General features: G+C 62.7%; 18 protein-coding genes. 8 read left to right on the top strand and 10 right to left on the bottom strand.

All coding sequences use genetic code 11. The features are described from left to right. Nucleotides 1–24 precede the first annotated feature (24 nt). The gene (locus NKI37_RS15515) at nucleotides 25–933 is read left to right on the top strand and encodes a LysR substrate-binding domain-containing protein (protein WP_023738457.1); all 909 of its coding nucleotides are present in this window, start codon (nucleotides 25–27) and stop codon (nucleotides 931–933) included. A 239-nt stretch (nucleotides 934–1,172) separates the two neighbouring features. On the opposite strand, the gene der is transcribed toward NKI37_RS15515, so the two are convergent. Together der and NKI37_RS15505 are read right to left on the bottom strand one after the other, a co-directional pair. Further along, complete coding sequence (der, locus tag NKI37_RS15510) at nucleotides 1,173–2,603, bottom strand: ribosome biogenesis GTPase Der (protein WP_352790447.1); 1,431 nt, start codon at nucleotides 2,601–2,603, stop codon at nucleotides 1,173–1,175. A gap of 76 nt (nucleotides 2,604–2,679) precedes the next feature. Next, a complete protein-coding gene (locus NKI37_RS15505) occupies nucleotides 2,680–3,342 on the bottom strand; it encodes a tetratricopeptide repeat protein (RefSeq protein ID WP_023729304.1) in 663 nt (220 codons plus the stop codon). A 193-nt stretch (nucleotides 3,343–3,535) separates the two neighbouring features. On the opposite strand from NKI37_RS15505, the gene NKI37_RS15500 reads away from it, so the two are divergent. After that, nucleotides 3,536–4,540 (top strand): polysaccharide deacetylase family protein, encoded by a 1,005-nt coding sequence (locus tag NKI37_RS15500; RefSeq protein ID WP_352790445.1) that lies wholly within the window; start codon nucleotides 3,536–3,538, stop codon nucleotides 4,538–4,540. A gap of 26 nt (nucleotides 4,541–4,566) precedes the next feature. Here the strand turns inward: NKI37_RS15500 and sbmA are convergent, their stop codons facing one another. From sbmA to NKI37_RS15485, 3 genes are all read right to left on the bottom strand, one after another. Next, on the bottom strand, nucleotides 4,567–5,823 hold the full coding sequence (sbmA, locus tag NKI37_RS15495; RefSeq protein ID WP_023668493.1) for a peptide antibiotic transporter SbmA: 1,257 nt from the start codon (nucleotides 5,821–5,823) through the stop codon (nucleotides 4,567–4,569). Between the two features lie 115 nt (nucleotides 5,824–5,938). Continuing rightward, nucleotides 5,939–7,096 (bottom strand): YbfB/YjiJ family MFS transporter, encoded by a 1,158-nt coding sequence (locus NKI37_RS15490; protein WP_023738455.1) that lies wholly within the window; start codon nucleotides 7,094–7,096, stop codon nucleotides 5,939–5,941. A gap of 81 nt (nucleotides 7,097–7,177) precedes the next feature. Next, complete coding sequence (locus NKI37_RS15485; protein ID WP_023668495.1) at nucleotides 7,178–7,393, bottom strand: hypothetical protein; 216 nt, start codon at nucleotides 7,391–7,393, stop codon at nucleotides 7,178–7,180. A 94-nt stretch (nucleotides 7,394–7,487) separates the two neighbouring features. Here NKI37_RS15485 and NKI37_RS15480 point away from each other — a divergent pair, with 94 nt between their 5' ends. The 3 genes from NKI37_RS15480 (at nucleotide 7,488) to NKI37_RS15470 (ending at nucleotide 10,110) form a co-directional block, all read left to right on the top strand. Then, nucleotides 7,488–8,402: a LysR substrate-binding domain-containing protein gene (locus NKI37_RS15480; protein ID WP_023687096.1), complete on the top strand. Its 915-nt coding sequence runs from the start codon at nucleotides 7,488–7,490 to the stop codon at nucleotides 8,400–8,402. An 85-nt stretch (nucleotides 8,403–8,487) separates the two neighbouring features. Beyond that, nucleotides 8,488–9,744 (top strand): aminopeptidase, encoded by a 1,257-nt coding sequence (locus NKI37_RS15475; protein ID WP_023804337.1) that lies wholly within the window; start codon nucleotides 8,488–8,490, stop codon nucleotides 9,742–9,744. Nucleotides 9,745–9,753: 9 nt separating this feature from the next. Then, nucleotides 9,754–10,110, top strand: a complete 357-nt coding sequence (locus NKI37_RS15470) for a DUF488 domain-containing protein (protein WP_023668498.1) — start codon at nucleotides 9,754–9,756, stop codon at nucleotides 10,108–10,110. A 138-nt stretch (nucleotides 10,111–10,248) separates the two neighbouring features. On the opposite strand, the gene NKI37_RS15465 is transcribed toward NKI37_RS15470, so the two are convergent. Beyond that, the gene (locus tag NKI37_RS15465; protein WP_023709906.1) at nucleotides 10,249–10,596 is read right to left on the bottom strand and encodes an ArsC family reductase; all 348 of its coding nucleotides are present in this window, start codon (nucleotides 10,594–10,596) and stop codon (nucleotides 10,249–10,251) included. A gap of 165 nt (nucleotides 10,597–10,761) precedes the next feature. Between NKI37_RS15465 and NKI37_RS15460 the strand changes: the two genes are divergently transcribed. Both NKI37_RS15460 and NKI37_RS15455 read left to right on the top strand, forming a co-directional pair. After that, nucleotides 10,762–11,118, top strand: coding sequence for an ArsR/SmtB family transcription factor (locus NKI37_RS15460; RefSeq protein WP_352790443.1), 357 nt, complete (start codon nucleotides 10,762–10,764; stop codon nucleotides 11,116–11,118). Then, nucleotides 11,115–11,594 (top strand): SRPBCC family protein, encoded by a 480-nt coding sequence (locus tag NKI37_RS15455; RefSeq protein WP_023668501.1) that lies wholly within the window; start codon nucleotides 11,115–11,117, stop codon nucleotides 11,592–11,594. Before NKI37_RS15460 ends, NKI37_RS15455 begins: the two co-directional genes overlap by 4 nt. 89 nt (nucleotides 11,595–11,683) lie before the next feature. Here the strand turns inward: NKI37_RS15455 and NKI37_RS15450 are convergent, their stop codons facing one another. Further along, nucleotides 11,684–12,037 carry a nuclear transport factor 2 family protein gene (locus NKI37_RS15450; protein WP_023668502.1) on the bottom strand — a complete coding sequence of 118 codons (354 nt, stop codon included), beginning with the start codon at nucleotides 12,035–12,037 and terminating at the stop codon, nucleotides 11,684–11,686. A gap of 186 nt (nucleotides 12,038–12,223) precedes the next feature. Here NKI37_RS15450 and NKI37_RS15445 point away from each other — a divergent pair, with 186 nt between their 5' ends. Continuing rightward, nucleotides 12,224–12,928, top strand: coding sequence for an SOS response-associated peptidase (locus NKI37_RS15445; RefSeq protein WP_023668503.1), 705 nt, complete (start codon nucleotides 12,224–12,226; stop codon nucleotides 12,926–12,928). 440 nt (nucleotides 12,929–13,368) lie between these two features. Here NKI37_RS15445 and NKI37_RS15440 read toward each other — a convergent pair whose 3' ends face one another. The 3 genes from NKI37_RS15440 to NKI37_RS15430 form a co-directional block, all read right to left on the bottom strand. Further along, complete coding sequence (locus tag NKI37_RS15440; RefSeq protein ID WP_352790441.1) at nucleotides 13,369–14,454, bottom strand: ABC transporter ATP-binding protein; 1,086 nt, start codon at nucleotides 14,452–14,454, stop codon at nucleotides 13,369–13,371. Beyond that, complete coding sequence (locus NKI37_RS15435; protein WP_023668505.1) at nucleotides 14,444–15,043, bottom strand: helix-turn-helix domain-containing protein; 600 nt, start codon at nucleotides 15,041–15,043, stop codon at nucleotides 14,444–14,446. The genes NKI37_RS15440 and NKI37_RS15435 overlap by 11 nt, the downstream gene beginning before the upstream one ends. Nucleotides 15,044–15,322: 279 nt before the next feature. Continuing rightward, nucleotides 15,323–16,429 (bottom strand): ABC transporter substrate-binding protein, encoded by a 1,107-nt coding sequence (locus NKI37_RS15430; protein WP_023668506.1) that lies wholly within the window; start codon nucleotides 16,427–16,429, stop codon nucleotides 15,323–15,325. Nucleotides 16,430–16,450 lie beyond the last annotated feature (21 nt).

Here is a 16,450-nt window from a genome sequence, read left to right as displayed (position 1 = left end):
TTCCCGAAAAACAGGATCGTTGTGATGCGCCGCGTAACCTTCGACCTCGATGTCCTCCGAAGCTTCGTCACCGGCATGGAACTCGGCAGCTTCGCCAAGGCCGCCGACCGGCTTGGCCGCTCGACCTCGGCGGTGAGCGCGCAACTGAAGAAGTTGGAGGACCAGGCGGCGACGCCGATCTTCCGCAAGTCGGGCCGCGGACTGGCGTTGACCGAAGCCGGCGAAACCATGCTCGGCTATGCCAGGCGGCTGCTCGAGTTGAACGACGAGGCGGCCTCGGCCATCCACGACGTGGAACTGGAAGGCTGGGTCAGGCTCGGCTTGCAGGAGGATTTCGGCGAGGCGGTGCTGCCGGAGGTGCTCGGACGCTTCGCCCGCGCGCACCCCAAGGTCAAGATCGAGGCGCGGATCGGGCGCAGCTATGAACTCGCCGAGCGGATCACATCAGGCAATCTCGACATTGCGCTGGCCTGGGACAGCGGCCAGGCGCTGCCTTACAGCCGGCATGTCGGCGACGCGCAATTGCGCTGGATCGGGCCGGCAAAGCTGATCGAGACCAGGCTACGCGAGGGCGAGGCACTGCCGCTGGTGGCGCTGGAAGCGCCATGCCTGCTGCGCACAGTGACGACGGAAACGCTCGACCGCGCCGGCCTGCCATGGCGGATGGCCTTCTCCAGCCCCAGCCTTGGCGGCATCTGGGCGGCGGTCGCCGCCGGCCTCGGCCTGACCATCCGCACGGATATCGGCCTGCCGGCCAATGTCAGGACGATGGCACCGCAAACGTTGGGCTTACCCGCGCTGCCAACCATGGCGCTGGTGATGCACCAGAAAGACGCCGAACTGGACCCGGTGGCGACGCGGCTGGCGGATATTTTGTGGCAGGCGGCGGTGGCGGCGCTGCCGCAGGACGAGCGGTTGAGAGAGGTCGCTTAGACGCGGTGATCACCCGGTGTCGCGTTCCGTCACACCCCCCTCTGTCCTGCCGGACATCTCCCCCTCAAGGGCCCTCAAGGGGGGAGATTGCTGTCATCAACGCTTTCGCCAATTTTTGATCTTGCAAGGTGAGAACGGCCGCAGCGGCTGCTGATCTCCCCCCTTGAGGGGGATGCCCGGCAGGGCAGAGGGGGGTGCTGCCCCGCCAATCTTGCGGAGAATTTCGCAACCGTCACCGCTCACTTGCGCTTGTTCGCTCTCCCCGCGAACGGGTTGTCCGAAGTCCGCAGCGCTATCCTGATCGGCACGCCGGGCATGTCGAAGGCTTCGCGCAGGCTGTTGGAGAGGTAGCGGACATAGGATTGCGGCATCGCGTCGGGCCGCGAGCACTGGACGACGAAACCCGGCGGCCGGGTCTTGGCCTGGGTGACGTATTTGACCTTGAGCCGGCGTCCGGCGACGGCGGGCGGCGGATGATGCGCAAGAATGCTTTCCAGCCAGCGGTTGAGCTTGCCGGTGGAAACGCGGCTGTTCCACACCTTGTGCGTCTTGATGACGGCATCCATCAGCTTGTCGAGGCTGCGCCCGGTCTCGGCCGAAACCGTCACCGCCTGGATGCCGCGCACTTGCGGCAAAAGCCGTGTGGACTTTTCGCGCAATTCGGCCAGCAGTTCCTGCGGATTGTCGATCAGGTCCCATTTGTTGAAGGCGATGACCGGCGCCCTGCCCTCGCGGATGATCAGGTCGGCGATCTGGAGGTCCTGCTTCTCGAATGGGATGGTGGCGTCGAGCACGATGATGACGATCTCGGCAAAGCGGATGGCGCGCAGACCGTCCTGCACCGACATCACTTCCAGCTTTTCGTGGATCCTGGCCTTGCGGCGCATGCCGGCAGTGTCGAACAGTTTTAGGCGACGGCCATGCCAGTCCCAGTCGACCGAGATGGAATCGCGGGTGATGCCGGCTTCCGGGCCGGTCAAAAGCCGCTCCTCGCCGATCAGCGCGTTGATCAGCGTCGACTTGCCGGCATTGGGACGGCCGACGACGGCGATGCGCATCGGCTTGGTGTCGTCATAGGCAGGTTCGGCGTCGGGATCGGTGATGTCCTCGCCGATCAGCACCTCGCTGGCGGCGACGTCCTCGGCCTCGTCTTCTTCCTCGCCGAAGGCGCGGTCTTTGCCCAGCGCCTCGATCACCGCGTCGCGCAGATCGGGCATGCCCTGGCCGTGCTCGGCCGAGACCGGGATCGGCTCGCCGAGGCCGAGTTCCCAGGCCTCCAGCATGCCGCCCTGGGCGCCCTTGGCCTCGGCCTTGTTGGCGACCAGCACGACCGGCTTGCCGGATTTGCGCACGATCTCGGCAAAGGTGCGGTCGTCGGGCAAAAGGCCTGATTTGGCGTCGATGGTGAAGAAGATCAGGTCGGCTTCGCGGATCGCGATCTCGGTCTGCGCGCGCATGCGGCCGGGCAACGTCGAGGCGGCGGCGTCTTCGAAACCGGCGGTGTCGATGACATCGAAATGCAGATCGTAGAGTTTGGCCGCGTGGACGCGACGGTCGCGGGTGACGCCCGGCGTGTCGTCGACAAGCGCCAGCTTCCGTCCCACCAATCGGTTGAAAAGCGTCGATTTGCCGACATTGGGCCGGCCGATAATGGCGACTTTGAAGCTCATCCGGCTATCCATATCATCGCCCAAACCGCAGCGCGCCCTTGGGTCAGGCCCGAGGGCAGGCTTTGGGCGATGCGTATCATGACGCGCCCGAGCCGCGGATCAATTCCGACATCAGCGTCGCCCGCTGGCGCGCGTTGCGCGGGGCGCCGTCATCGGCGGCGATCTGGTCGAACAGTTTCAGCGCATCCTGGGTCTTGCCTTCCTTCCAGGCGGCAAGGCCGAGCGCTTCGCGCGCTGTGTGGCGCAGCGTGTTGTTGTCGGCGGTCAGCGCCTCGACGCGGCTGGAGACGTCGGCGAAGGAGCCGTGATCGACGAGCAGCAGGGCGGCCCGCAGGCGCGCCATGTCGCGAATGCCCTGGGGAATGGCGTTGTCGGCGGCGACGCCATCGAAATCGGCGACGGCGGCGGCAAAGTCGCCCTTGTCGGCCTTGACGGTCGCCGCGCGCATGCGGGCGAGCAGCGGATAGGCGCCGTAGCCGTCCTTTTCCAGCTGTTCGAGGGCGGTCAGCGCCTCGTCGCTCTTGCCGTCATTGGCAAGCTTCAGCGCCTGCGAGAAGGCATCGCCGGAGCGGTTGGCGCGCGTCTCGTCCCAATAGCGGTAGCCGACGAAGGCGGCGGTGCCAAGCACCACCAGGATGGCGAGGCCAAGGATCGCCGGACCAAAGCGGTCCCATAGCGCCTGCGCCTGCTCGCGACGGATCTCGTCGTTGACTTCGCGGATAAAACTGTCGTCGGACATCAATCAAAACCATTGCTGCCCTAACAGGGGCGCTTCTTGAGCCCGCGTTTTAGCGAAATTTCGCGGGCATGGAAGGGGCTCGGCAGGAAAATCGGCTAATCGCCGGGCGCATAGCTGCCGACGTTGATCGCACCCACGCCACATTTTGCCGATAGCCGGCTTGGACTGCCTCCAGATCAAGCCCAGATTGCCGATGCCACGTTTGTCCCGCGTTGTTGCGTTTTCCTCAGCCGTGCTTGCCATGGCTGGTGCGGCTTTCGCCGACCCGCCGGCGCCGCCTGCCCCGGCAAAGCCGAAGCAAATCGTCATCATCTCATTCGACAGCGCCCGGGAGATCTCGCAATGGCAGCGCAGCCGGGCGCTGGCCAAGCGCACCGGCGCGCATTTCACCTACTTTTTGTCCTGCGTCTTCCTGCTGTCGCCGCAGACGCGGGCCGACTACACAGCTCCGGCCAAGTCCGCGGGCAAATCCAACATCGGCTTTGCCGCTTCGAAGCAGGACGTCGCCGATCGGCTCGATCAGATCGGGCTCGCCGCTTCGGAAGGCCACGACATCGCCAGCCATGGCTGCGGCCATTTCGACGGCAAGGACTGGAGCAAGGCCGACTGGCTGAAGGAATTCGCCTCGTTCGAGCGCATTCTGGAAAACGCCTATGCGATCAACGGTATTGAACCCGAGCCCAAGGGATGGAGCGATATTGCCCATGCCGTTGTCGGCTTTCGCGCGCCGTACCTCTCGACCAGCAAAGGGCTCTATGAGGCCCTGCCTGAAGCCGGCTACCACTATGATGCCAGCGGCGTTTCGAAAGGCCCGGTCGAGCCGCCGACCGGCGGCGGCTTGACCCGCTTTTCGCTGCCGCAGATCCCGGAAGGCCCTGATGGTAGGCTGGTGATCGCCATGGACTACAATCTCTATGTCAGGCATTCCGGCGGCTTCGAGCGGCCAAGCCAGGCGGCAGACTTCACCGAGCGGACGTACCAGGCGTTCCGCGCCGCCTTCGACAGGCAATATCAGGGCAAGCGCATCCCGCTGGTGCTCAGCTTCCACTTCACGCCGATGAACAACGGCGCCTACTGGGACGCGCTGGAGCGCTTTGCCGGCGAAAACTGCGTCAAATCAGATGTCGAGTGCATCAGTTTTCGCGATTATGTGCAGCGGCAACGTGGTAGCGAGAGGCAGGCGGCGGTGGGCGGCTGAGCCGCCAACCGTCTATGCAGATAGGATCAAGCCGGGTCGGGTTCCTTTGCCTGGCGCGCGAGGAAACGACGATCGATATCGGGAAGCGGCTCGCCGTGGATAATTGCCTCGAAGGCACGCAGGCGCTTGTAAATGGACAGAAGCTCGACAATCGTTGTCCACGCATTGACGAGATATTGGAACGAGGAGCGCACTTGCCCGAAGGCATCGAGAATTCGGTTCAATAGACCCAAACTGATTTTGGCGGCCACCATCGTTGGGACCAATACTATATAAGGGAATATATTATCTATCTGAAGATAGAATATGCGAGCCACATTGAAATACATGTAGTGGAAGTAAAGCCTAAAGTAATTTCGCCGCACGTTGTTAAATAGTTCGGCGACAGTGGGCGGCCGAGCACGATTCGGATCATCTTCACCATAAACAAGTTCTTTTCGATAGGCAGCCTCGACGCGCTGGTTACGGAATTCGAGGCCTGGCAACTTGATGCCGACGAGCGCCAAGAAAGTAGTCCCAAAAATCGACCAAACAATCGCTACCACCACTAGGGAGTAAGGGACCTCTCCGACGATTGGCAATTCAGTTACATTTTTCGACAGAACGAGGAGAACGGGCAAGAATGCGATCAGCGTCATTACCGAGCGGACCAAATTCACACCGAGTGCTTCCATCGTCGTGGAAAAGCGCATGGTGTCGTCCTGGACACGCTGCGACGCTCCTTCGATAGTGCGAAGCCTGTCCCAATAGAACATGTAGTATTCATTCATCGCCGTGCGCCAGCGGAAGATCCAATGGCTCACAAAAAATAGGTTAAGGACACCCACGGCAACGGCCAATCCAGCGACCCAGGAGATGGTCAGCAGTTGGCTGTAGAAATCCCACGGCGTTGTCGAATACGCCTTGCCGAGCGCCCGCTGTATGAGATCGTAGAACGGTCCGTACCAAGCGTTAAAGGCTACATCCACTTGAACCTGGAAATAGATCACGAAGAGAATGAGCGCGGACCCAAGGATCGACCAGTTCTGCCAAGGATGGGGTGAATACCACCTCCAAAAGCCAGCGAAAAGCGCTACGCCCGTGCCGTAGTATAGGTAGAACCAGACGAACGGGTCAGACCAAAAGACTTCAACGCCAACGGGCGTGTCGGCTGCCACCGGAGCAAGCCCAATCAGGGTACCCAGCTCTTGGCCGCCGAAAAACCAAATTATGATGAGCAAAAGGCTCCAGACGGCGGCCGAGGTGAAAAACAGCTTCGGCTGCGGGAAGAAGGATACGAACACTGTGGTGAAATCCTCGGTCGGTGCGCAAATCAGCGGGGTTCAGCGGGCATAAAGTCACACATTAGGTGGAAAGCAAATGCCCGTACCCGATGCCCGGCATCGAGCAAGACCACAATCATGGCGATTTTGGCGCGGCCGACCAGGTGATCCCAGCAGATACCAGCAATACGCCAGCAGCGACGATCGAGGCCAGGAAGAAGTTGCCCGAGGCTTGCGCCAGCAGTCCGGCGACGATCGGGCCGACGATCTGGCCGATGCCGAAGGAAGCGGTCATCAGCGCAAAAATCCGGCGCGGCGCCTCCGGCACGAGCTGCCTTGCCGTCTGCAGGCCGAGCGCGGTGATGGCGATGAAGGTGCCGCCGAGCAGGACGCCCGCCAGCAGCGGCCCGGCGGTGCCGCCGATGGCGACGCTGGCGGTGACGCCGACCACCTCGACCAGGCAGCCCACGGCATAGGCGGTATAAAGCCCGATCCGTGCCGCTACCTTCTGCCACAGCCAGACCGAGGGAAAGCCGGCAAGGCCGGTGACCATCCAGACGCTTGCCTCGAAGACGCGGCCGCCGCCGCCCTGGCGCACGATGGCGACCAGGAAGGTCGCCGTCACCACATAGCCGAAGCCGAACAGGCCGTAGGCAACGATGACTTTTGCCAACGACCGGTCCCTCGGCAGTGCCGGTTCGCGGTCGGCCACGCCGCGGCCAGGTGCGGTGCTGCCGGCGAGCAAGGCGACCATCGCAAGGCCGCCGGCGGAAATCGCTGCCGACCACAGCCAGCCCGAAGCCCAGCCGGCATGTTCGGTGACCAGAACCGCCATCAGCGCTGAGGATGCCGCGATGCCGAGGCCGACGCCGCCGAAATGCAGCGCCTGCAGGTCGCTTCTGTTGGCGGCTGCCAGGTGACCGAAGACGATCGAGGCCATGAACACCATGACGAAGGCGCTGGCGAGACCGGCAAGGAAGCGGAGGACGACAAAGGCGGTCATCGTCTCGCTCAGCCCCATCAGGGCGGCGAGCGCAGCACTGGCGGCAAGGCCGCCAAACATCAGCAGGCGCTCGCGCCCATGCGCCCAGCCGCCTGCCGCCGCAAGCGCGCCGACGAGGTAGCCGAGATAATTGGCCGACGCGATCCAGCCGGCATCGGCCGGCGACAGATGCAGTTCTTCCATCATTCCGGGCAGGATCGGCGTGTAGACGAAACGGCCAATGCCCATGGCAACGGCCATGGCGATCATGCCAGCGAGAGCTTGGCGCAAGGGTGATGGAGCGGCGTTCATTGCAGCGCACCATAGAATTGGCGACCGATGAAACAATCCGCTTTGTGTTGGGCCAGCGGGCGCGACTAACGCCCCCGCATCTCAGCCGCAGCCGACCGCCCCGGTCTCGTAGGCGGTGCGGCGCGCCGTCAGCCGGAACGGGATATCTCCGAGTTCGCGTTCCGACATGGTGTCCAGCACCGGATGCGACAATGGGTCGGTAACCCAGTCGATGACATCGCCGCCGTGCATCCCATCATAGCGGTCCGGCCGGAGGCCGGCAGCGGCTAAGATCTTGAACAATGATACGATCGTCATCCTCGCCTCCTCGGTCTGACTGTCCCACTAAAATCTGCCTTGTCGGGCTGTCTTTCAATTGAGATTTCAGCCGCGCCGGTTTAGAAAAACTGAAATGGCTATGCTGAACCGCGTCCATCTCAACGGCCTGCGCGCCGTCGAAACCGTCGCCCGCCTCGGCTCGCTCGCGGCGGCGGCCGGCGAACTCAACGTCTCGGTCAGCGCCGTCAGCCAGCAGATCAACCGCACTGAAAAGCAGCTCGGACAGGCGCTGTTCGAACGCACCGCAAGCGGGCTGGTGCTGACCGAATTCGGAACGGTTTTTTCCGCCCGGCTGGGCGCCGGTTTTCGCGAGCTGGCGCAGGCGGTGGCGCTGGCCGATGAGGCAAGCCAATGCACGCTGGTGGTTTCGGTGGCGCCGGCCTTCGCCTCGAAATGGCTGCTGCCGCGATTGTCGCGGCATTTCGACCGCCATCCCAACGTGCTGCTGCGCATCGACGCCTCGGTGCGCCTCGCCGATCTCGAACGTTCCGACATCGACATCGCCATCCGGCTTGGCGACGGCAAATGGCCGGGCGGCCGGGCGGAACTTTTGTTGGCGCAGGAAGTCTTTCCGGTCTGCGCGCCGGTGATCGCCAAGAAACTGAAGTCGATCGAAGACCTGGCGCAGACCTGCGCCATCACCGACGAGCGGGCGATGATCAACTGGGAGAGCTGGTTCAAGGCTGCCGGGGCCGAGCCGGTCAGCTTCCGCAAGGGCGCGCGCTTCACCGACCCGATGCTGTGCCTGGAATCGGCAATCGCCGGCCACGGCGTCATGCTCGGCTGGCAATTGCTGGCCGCCGATGCGCTGGCCGACGGCCGCCTCGTCGCGCCTTTCGGCGTGCGGGCGCAGAGCGGCCTCGGCTACTGGCTGGTGACCTCGGCCACCAAGACCGAAAGCCGCAAGGTGCGCGATTTCAAGATCTGGATCCGCGAAGAGATCGCGGCGACCGTGGCGCAGTTCAGCGCGCTGGAAAGCGCTGCCTAGGGCTGTCCGTCGCGACGGTGCTGGAAAGGACAGCCGCGCCGGCCTATGTTGGAACTCTCACTCCCGGACCAAGGCAGGCAGGATCATGACCACACATTCGCGCGGCGTTTCCGCAACCATCGACCCGGTGAAGCTCGACAGGCTGGCGGAAGTCGCCATCAAGGTGGGGCTGCAATTGCAGCCGGGGCAGGATCTGGTGCTGACCTCGTCGATCGCCGCACTGCCGCTGACCAGGCGCATCGTCGAGCACGCTTACAAGGCGGGCGCCGGGCTGGTAACGCCGATCTTCAACGATGACGAGATCACGCTGGCGCGCTTCCGCTACGGCGCGGATGCCGGCTTCGACCGCGCCGCCGGCTGGATGTATGAAGGCATGGCGAAGGCCTTTTCCAACAATGCGGCGCGGCTTGCCGTGCGCGGCGAGGACCCGTCGCTGTTGTCGGCGCAGGACCCGGCGAAAGTGGCGCGCGCCAACAAGGCGAACTCGATGGCCTACCAGCCGGCGCTGGAAAAGATCACCGGCTTCGACATCAACTGGAACATCGTCGCCTACCCGGATCTCGCCTGGGCAAAACAGGTCTTCCCCGGCGATGCCGACGATGTCGCGGTGGTGAAGCTCGCCGATGCGATCTTTTCGGCATCACGGGTCGATGTGGAAGACCCGATCGCAAACTGGACGGCGCACAATGCAGCGCTGCGCGGCCGCACAAAGTGGCTGAACGAGCACAATTTCCATGATCTGCATTTCAGCGGCCCGGGCACCGACCTGACCGTCGGGCTGGCCGATGGCCATGAATGGATGGGCGGCGCCTCGACTGCCAAGAACGGCGTCACCTGCAATCCGAACATCCCGACCGAGGAGGTCTTCACCACGCCGCATGCACGGCGCGTCTCCGGCCATGTATCCTCGACCAAGCCGCTGTCCTACCAAGGCACGCTGATCGACGATATCTCGGTGCGTTTCGAAGAGGGCAGGATCGTCGAAGCCAAGGCTTCGAAGGGCGAGGACGTGCTGAAGAGAGTGCTCGACACCGACGAGGGTTCGCGCCGGCTCGGCGAGGTGGCGCTGGTGCCGCATTCCTCGCCGATCTCGGCCAGCGGCCTGCTGTTCTTCAACACGCTGTTCGACGAGAACGCCGCCTGCCACATCGCGCTCGGGCAGTGCTATTCAAAATGCTTCGTCGACGGCGCCTCGCTCAGCCAGGACGAAATCGCCCAGCGCGGCGGCAACAAGAGTTTTATCCACATCGACTGGATGATCGGCTCGGACAAGATCGACATAGACGGCGTGCATAAGGATGGCCGCCGCGTGCCGGTGATGCGCAAGGGCGAGTGGGCGTAAAGGGGGCGGATGGCCTTCGACCTGACGGTCAAGCGAATTTACGAAGCACCCGCGCCCGATGACGGGCAGCGGGTGCTGGTCGATCGCATCTGGCCGCGCGGCGTCAGCAAGGAGGATGCCGCGCTGACGCTGTGGCTGAAGGAGATCGCGCCGAGCGATGAATTGCGGAGGTGGTTCGGACATGAGCCGGCGCGATGGGCGGAGTTTCAGGTGCGGTATTCGGTCGAACTGGATGGGAATAGAGAAGCGGTGGCGAAACTGCGTGGCTTGCTCGGCAAGGCCAAGGTGACGCTGCTTTATGGCGCGCATGACGAGGCGCATAACAATGCGGTGGCGTTGGCGGGATATTTGCGCGGGACGGGTTGAGAGACAGCGAACCGCTGCATACGCCGCAAGCGAAAGCCTTCACAATTAGCGATCGCCCTCCACGCGTTCGTCATCCTCGGGTCTGCGCTGCGTCGCTTCGCTCCTTGCTACGCCATAGGCTGACGAGGCAAGGCTACGCTACTTCACCACCCCTTCATAAGCCTCCGGCTTGAACCCCACCAAAATCTCATCCCCGACCTCGAGCACCGGGCGCTTGATCATCGTCGGGTTGGCCAGCATCAGCTTCCTGGCCTTCTTCTCGTCGAGCCCTTGCTTGTCCTTGTCCGGCAGTTCGCGAAATGTGGTGCTGCCCTTGTTGAGCAGCTTTTCCCAGCCAACCTTGCCGACCCACCCGTCCAGTCTGCCCGCCTCTATCCCCTCGGCCCGGTAGTCGTGAAAGCGGTAGGGCACAGCATGGCCCTCCAGCCAGGTGCGCGCCTTGCGGATCGTGTCGCAGGTGGTGATGCCGTACATGGTGATCGTCAAAACGCGCTTCCCTTGACTGACAGTCGAATCCTCAGACAGCCTAAAACCGCCCTCCCCGCTTTGCCAGCTTCCCAATCGCTAGCGGCGCTTTTTTAGAGGTTGCCAATACTAAGGAAATTTCCTAAGTATCTGCCTGCACCGCGTCGACAGACCTCAGGATCGCCCATGCCAAGCCTCCTCGCCCCAACTACAAGTCTCCCGCCGATCGACGGCATCTTCCGCGCGCTGGCTGACCCGACGCGGCGGCGCGTGGTCGAGCGGTTGAACCGCAGTCCGGCCTCGGTCAGCGAGTTGGCGCAGCCTTTCGAGATGGCGCTGCCTTCCTTCATCGAGCATCTGAAAGTGCTGGAAGGCTGCGGTCTGGTGCGATCGGAAAAAATCGGCCGCACCAGGACCTATCAGCTGGCGCCCGAACCGCTGCAGTTCGCCGAAAACTGGCTGGCCGAACAGCGCACGCTGTGGGAGCGCCGACTCGATCAATTCGACGCCTATGTGATGAGCCTCAAGGAGCAAGAAAAGTGAGCTATCCCTTCAAGCCCGACCCCAGACTGGACCTTGTGCTGGAGCGCAAGCTCGACGCGCCGCGCGAACTCTTGTGGAGCGCGATGACGGTGCCGGAGCATGTCAAGCAATGGTTCACGCCCAAGCCCTGGCTGATCACCGATTGCGAGATCGACCTTCGTCCGGGCGGACTGTTCCGGACGCGCATGCAATCGCCCGACGGCAAGGAGGTCAACGACCGCCATTGCTGCTATCTCGAGATCGTGCCGAACGAGCGGCTGGTGTGGACCGATGCGCTGCTGCCGGGCTATCGGCCCTCCGGCGAGCCCTTCATCACCGCAGTCATTTCGCTTCAGTCGGATGACAAGGGCACGCGCTACACGGCAACGGCCATCCATCGCGACGAGGCTACCCGCAACAATCATGAAGAGATGGGGTTCTTCGACGGCTGGGGCACGGTGGCCGATCAGTTGGCGCAGTATGTGAAGACCATTTGAGCTTTTCCCACTGCGGCCAGGACTTTGTCCCGGCCGCCTAGTTTTTGGGTCGTGCAGCGAAGCGCGCCGGAACCCGACGGCACCCGGGCTCAGTAGTAGAAGCGCTCTTCTGTGATCTTGCCGTTCTTGACCGTGTACAGGCCAACCTCGTCCATGGTGACCCGTTCGCCGGTGGCCTTGGGCGTTATGTCGAACTTGAAGCGCACCGCGAACTGGTCGCCGTTGACATAGGGGCCTTCGACAGAGCCGCCATGGACTTCGTGGTTCGCTTGCCACCATTCGCCCTTTTGCCTGAGAGCTTCCTTGCCACGGGCAATGGCCATCGGCCCCTCCATCGCTTCGAGGCTGACGATATCATCGGCATTGTACTTTTCACCAGCACCCAGGTGATCCCCCTGCTGGAGCATTTCGGTGAAATCCTTGGCAACATCCGCGATGGTCATGTGTGTTCCTCCTGTTCAGACTGGTTTGAAGTAGGGAAGCGCTTGCCGGCCCGCCACCTTTACCCGCACGACAGCTGACAAGGTGTGTCAGGACGATGATATAGCGCGGCTGTGTGACGACGATTGCGGCGGCGTCGGACAGCGACTTCGGTTGCAGACAAAAGCCAATTCCGCAATGCTGGGTGCATGTGCAACCTCTACAACATCACGACGACGCAAGAGGCGGTCCGCCAATGGACCCGCACATTGCACGATATCAGCGGCAACCTCGAACCTTCGCTTGATGTCTATCCCAATCAACCTGGGCTTGTCGTTCGCAACAGGGCGGATGGGGAGCGTGAACTGGCGAAACTGCTTTGGGGTTTGCCAACGCCGCCCGAGCGCATGAAAGGTAAGGCCGACTACGGCACCACCAACGTTCGCAATCCGCAATATTCGCACTGGCAGCAATATGTGGGGGTCGAGCACAGATGTGTCGTGCCGGTGACCAGCTTTGCCGAGCCCAGCCCTGCGGCGAACGATAAAGACCCGGAAACAGGAATCCAGCGAAATTACTGGTTTGCCCGTGGCGAGAGCCGGCCGTTGTTCTTCTTCGCTGGTTTCTGGACGTCTTGGCAGGGCGTGCGAAAGGTCAAGGACGGTCCCGGCGACTTCGAGCTATACGCCTTCATGACCACCAAGCCTAATGCTCTCATTGCGCCGATCCATGAGAAGGCTATGCCCGTGATCCTCACCACGCCGGAGGAAACCGAGGCTTGGCTGACGGCGCCATGGTCGAAAGCACGGCATTTGCAGCGGACGGCGCCCAACGACGCGTTGGTGATCGTTGAGAAGCCAGCCACACAGATCAAGTTCCCACCACAGGCCCCGGCCCAAGGGTCTCTGTTTTAGCCCGAAATCGGCTCTCCTCAATCGTCGTCTCGCCAGATTACCCGGCGAACCATGCGGATTTCGACAAGACGTCTGACGCGAATTTTAAGGCGTTCAGCAGCGCTTGGCAGAATGATGCCTGCATCGAGCTCACGACCTTTGCAGCGCTCGCACCGCATGTGCCGCTCCACATCCCAAAAGGGGATATCACCAACCAGCTTTGCGAGATCGCCAGGCAGATAGTGTCGAGTGATGTTGCAGTTCCGACATCGAACACGAATTAGCTGCCCGACTTCATGCGCCAAGCAGAGGGTTTGCACATTTCGGCGCGGTCGGGTGCTTAGTTCGGGCATCCCGCAAAGTAGGAATATGTTCCTTTGCGAGTCAATTCACACTTAATTCCACCTTGGCGATCTTCACAGCAGGTTAAATCCAACCGTCGATGAAGGGATTGGGTTGGATCAGCTTGGCAGCATAGGGCAGTTGGCACCACGGCGCAGGCTGATATGCGCCACGTCGCCGACGCTGAATTGAAAGCCCTCGGCCTGGCGCGGCGCATCGATCACCACCGGCAATCCCTGCCCCAGCTCAGCATGCAGCCGCAGCGTGCGGCCGTGGAAGACGATGGAGTTGACGCGCGCCGGCGCGGTGCCGGCGGCGGCATCGGTGGTGGCCAGCAAGTCCTCGGGGCGAACGCCGATGGTGCGCTCAGTGCCTTCGCCGGGTGTGTCGCCGGTTTCAGATGTTGCTTCCAGCGAAAGCCCGCCAGCGGCGAAGCGCAGGCGGTCGCCGTCGCGGCCGATGAAGCGCGATTGCAAGAGGTTCATGGTGCCGATGAAGCTTGCGACGAATTTCGTCGCCGGCCGGTCGTAAAGCGTAGCCGGCGGCGCGATCTGCTCGATGCGGCCCTTGTTCATGACGACGATGCGGTCGGAGATCGACAGCGCTTCGGTCTGGTCGTGGGTGACCATGACGAAGGTGGTGCCGAGCCGCGACTGCAGCCGCTTCAGTTCGACCTGCATCTGTTCGCGCAGATGCGCATCGAGCGCCGACAGCGGTTCATCGAGCAACAGAACGCGCGGCTCGCAGACTATGGCGCGGGCGAGCGCGACGCGCTGGCGCTGGCCACCCGACAGTTCGGAAACGCGGGTGCCGAGCTTGTCGGCGAGGCCGACCATGTCGAGGGCTTCGCGGACGCGCTTTGCCTGCTCGGCGCCGGACAGTTTGCGCAGCGACAGGCCGAAGCCGACATTCTCGGCGACCTTCATATGCGGGAACAGCGCATAATCCTGGAACACGGTGTTGACGGGACGGTCGAACGGCCTGAGCGCGGTGATGTCGCGACCATCGAGCAGCACCTTGCCGCTCGACGGGCTCTCGAAACCGGCAATGACGCGCAGGCTGGTGGTCTTGCCGCAGCCCGAGGGCCCGAGCAGGGTGATGAACTCGCCGCTGATAATGTCGAGATCGACGGCGTCGAGCCCGACAATGCCGCCGGGGAAAACCTTCGAGACCGTGTCCAGGCGTACCAGCGCATCAGGCGCCATCGCGAACCTCGGACGGCTTGGTGGTGTTGACCCAGAGGATCTGGCAAGGCTCGGTGCCGGGATTGCGGAAGGCGTGCAGAAGCGTGCTCTTGAAGGCAAAGGAGTCGCCGCTCTTCAGCACGTATTTTGTCGAGTCCACCACCAGTTCGACCTCGCCCGACAGGACATAGCCGAACTCGTGACCGATATGCGCATAGGCTTCCGCCGTGCCGCCATCGGCTTCCACGGTCACCAAGAGGCCGGTCAGCGCCGCGCCCGGCGGCGACAGCAGCGCCTTGGCGATGCCTTCCGACTTGACCGGGAGCTGCCGCCTTTTGTCGGCGCGCACGCAATAGAGATCGTTGGCGGCTTCGTTGCCGTCGGTGATCAGCGCCAAAGGCTCGATGTCGAGCGCGGCCGCAAGCGGCCAGATCACCTTGACGCGCAGCGAAGACAGGCCGCGCTCGATCTGGCTCAGCGCACCAATGGAGACGCCGGCTTTTGCTGCCAGCTCGGCCAACGACAAATTGCGCTCCAGCCGCAGCGCCCGCACGCGCCGGCCGACGCGAATGTCGGCGTCGGCCTTTGGTTTCGCTTCAAGCATGTCCATCAGTTGGTCCTTGTTGCAGTCTTTGGCGCGGCGGCAAGACCCGCGGCTTCAGGAGATTAGTCACAATTACCTGCCGTCGGCGCTGCCCTCATTGTCCTGCCGGACATTTCTCCCCGTATAGTGACGGGGAGAAAGCGGCTGGTCGCAAACTCGGCGCCATTTCTGCAACGTTTGCGATTTGCGAAATCGCTGGTGACAGCGCCCCTCTCCCCGTCACTATACGGGGAGAGGATGCCGGCAGGCAGGTGAGGGGCAGCGCAACCGTCGGCGATGGATCCCTCACCCGCCCGCCTTCACTTTCTCGAACATCTTCGCCACATCGTCGTTCTGCTTCATCGGGCCGGTGAAGATGGTGGTCTTCAGCATCACCTCCGGGTCCGCCGGCAATTGCAGCTTGTCCAGTTCGTCCTTCGCCACGCCGGCGAAGGCGGTGCTCAGCGAGCTGCCATAGCCGTAGGCCTGGATCAGGTACTTACCCGAGTCGGCGTCGAGCCGGCTGTTGATGAAGTCATAGGCGAGGTCGACGTTTTTGGCGTCCTTGAGCATGACGAAGCCGCAGGCCCAGGTCAGCATGCCCTCCTTCGGCTTCATGAACTCGACCGGCACGCCCTGCTTCTTCAGCGAGGTTGCCGACGCGTTCCAGGTCATGGCGGCGACCAGCTGGCCGCTGGCCAGCGCCTGTTCGACCGAGGTCATGTCGGTGGTGTAGTTGGAGAGCAGCGGACGCTGCTCGCGCAATTTTTCCGCCACCTTGTCCATCTGCTCCGGCGTCATATCGAAGGGGTTTACGCCGGCCAGAAGTGCTGCAACGATCGGCGTGTCATGCACGGCATCGATGGTCGCCATGCGGCCGGCATATTGCTTGTCCCACAGAAGGTTCCAGCTCGCTTCCGGGTTCTTCACCAGATCGGTGCGGTAGAGGATCGAGGTGTTGCCCCAATCCCACGGCACCATCCAGACCTTGCCGTCGCCGGCCTGGATGTCGGGCAGGTTCTTGAACACCGGGAAGATCGAATCCCAGTTCTTGATGCGCTTGGTATCGATCGGCTGCAGCAGGCCTTCCTTGTTCCAGCGCGCCACCTTGTCGTAGCAGGGATGGGCGATATCGGGGCGGAAGCCGGCCTTGACCTTGGTGAAGGCATCGTCGTCGTCGCCGAAGATCGAGGCCTCGACGCCATCGGGATGGGCCGTCAGGAAGCTCTTGTTGAAGTCTGGCAGTTCATAGCCGGACCAAGTGAAATATTGCAGCTTGTCGGCGGCGAAGGCGACAGTCGACGACAGGACGATTGCAAGCGCGGCAAGCCCGGTGCGGGCTGTCTTTGCAGTGATCGATTTCGGGCCAGTGATCGATTTCAGCCCAGTAATTGATTTCGGGTCGAATGCCATTTCGGTTCTCCTCTTTTGTTA

It is taken from the genome of Mesorhizobium sp. M0626 (assembly GCF_040320665.1).
Classification (GTDB): Bacteria; Pseudomonadota; Alphaproteobacteria; order Rhizobiales; family Rhizobiaceae; genus Mesorhizobium.
The sequence above is the reverse complement of the archived record's forward strand: the minus strand, read 5'-3'. Positions and strand labels throughout refer to the sequence as shown.

Coding starts and splice junctions, on each gene's coding strand:
- NKI37_RS15450 (WP_023668502.1), bottom strand. CDS start 12,037: ATGACCATCGCGGATGTTGCCAAGGATTTCACCGAAATGCTCCAGCAG.
- NKI37_RS15470 (WP_023668498.1), top strand. CDS start 9,754: ATGGCCTTCGACCTGACGGTCAAGCGAATTTACGAAGCACCCGCGCCC.
- NKI37_RS15430 (WP_023668506.1), bottom strand. CDS start 16,429: ATGGCATTCGACCCGAAATCAATTACTGGGCTGAAATCGATCACTGGC.
- NKI37_RS15440 (WP_352790441.1), bottom strand. CDS start 14,454: ATGGCGCCTGATGCGCTGGTACGCCTGGACACGGTCTCGAAGGTTTTC.
- NKI37_RS15460 (WP_352790443.1), top strand. CDS start 10,762: ATGCCAAGCCTCCTCGCCCCAACTACAAGTCTCCCGCCGATCGACGGC.
- der (WP_352790447.1), bottom strand. CDS start 2,603: ATGAGCTTCAAAGTCGCCATTATCGGCCGGCCCAATGTCGGCAAATCG.
- NKI37_RS15500 (WP_352790445.1), top strand. CDS start 3,536: ATGCCACGTTTGTCCCGCGTTGTTGCGTTTTCCTCAGCCGTGCTTGCC.
- NKI37_RS15445 (WP_023668503.1), top strand. CDS start 12,224: ATGTGCAACCTCTACAACATCACGACGACGCAAGAGGCGGTCCGCCAA.
- NKI37_RS15505 (WP_023729304.1), bottom strand. CDS start 3,342: ATGTCCGACGACAGTTTTATCCGCGAAGTCAACGACGAGATCCGTCGC.
- NKI37_RS15435 (WP_023668505.1), bottom strand. CDS start 15,043: ATGGACATGCTTGAAGCGAAACCAAAGGCCGACGCCGACATTCGCGTC.
- NKI37_RS15490 (WP_023738455.1), bottom strand. CDS start 7,096: ATGAACGCCGCTCCATCACCCTTGCGCCAAGCTCTCGCTGGCATGATC.
- NKI37_RS15475 (WP_023804337.1), top strand. CDS start 8,488: ATGACCACACATTCGCGCGGCGTTTCCGCAACCATCGACCCGGTGAAG.
- NKI37_RS15485 (WP_023668495.1), bottom strand. CDS start 7,393: ATGACGATCGTATCATTGTTCAAGATCTTAGCCGCTGCCGGCCTCCGG.
- NKI37_RS15480 (WP_023687096.1), top strand. CDS start 7,488: ATGGCTATGCTGAACCGCGTCCATCTCAACGGCCTGCGCGCCGTCGAA.
- NKI37_RS15515 (WP_023738457.1), top strand. CDS start 25: ATGCGCCGCGTAACCTTCGACCTCGATGTCCTCCGAAGCTTCGTCACC.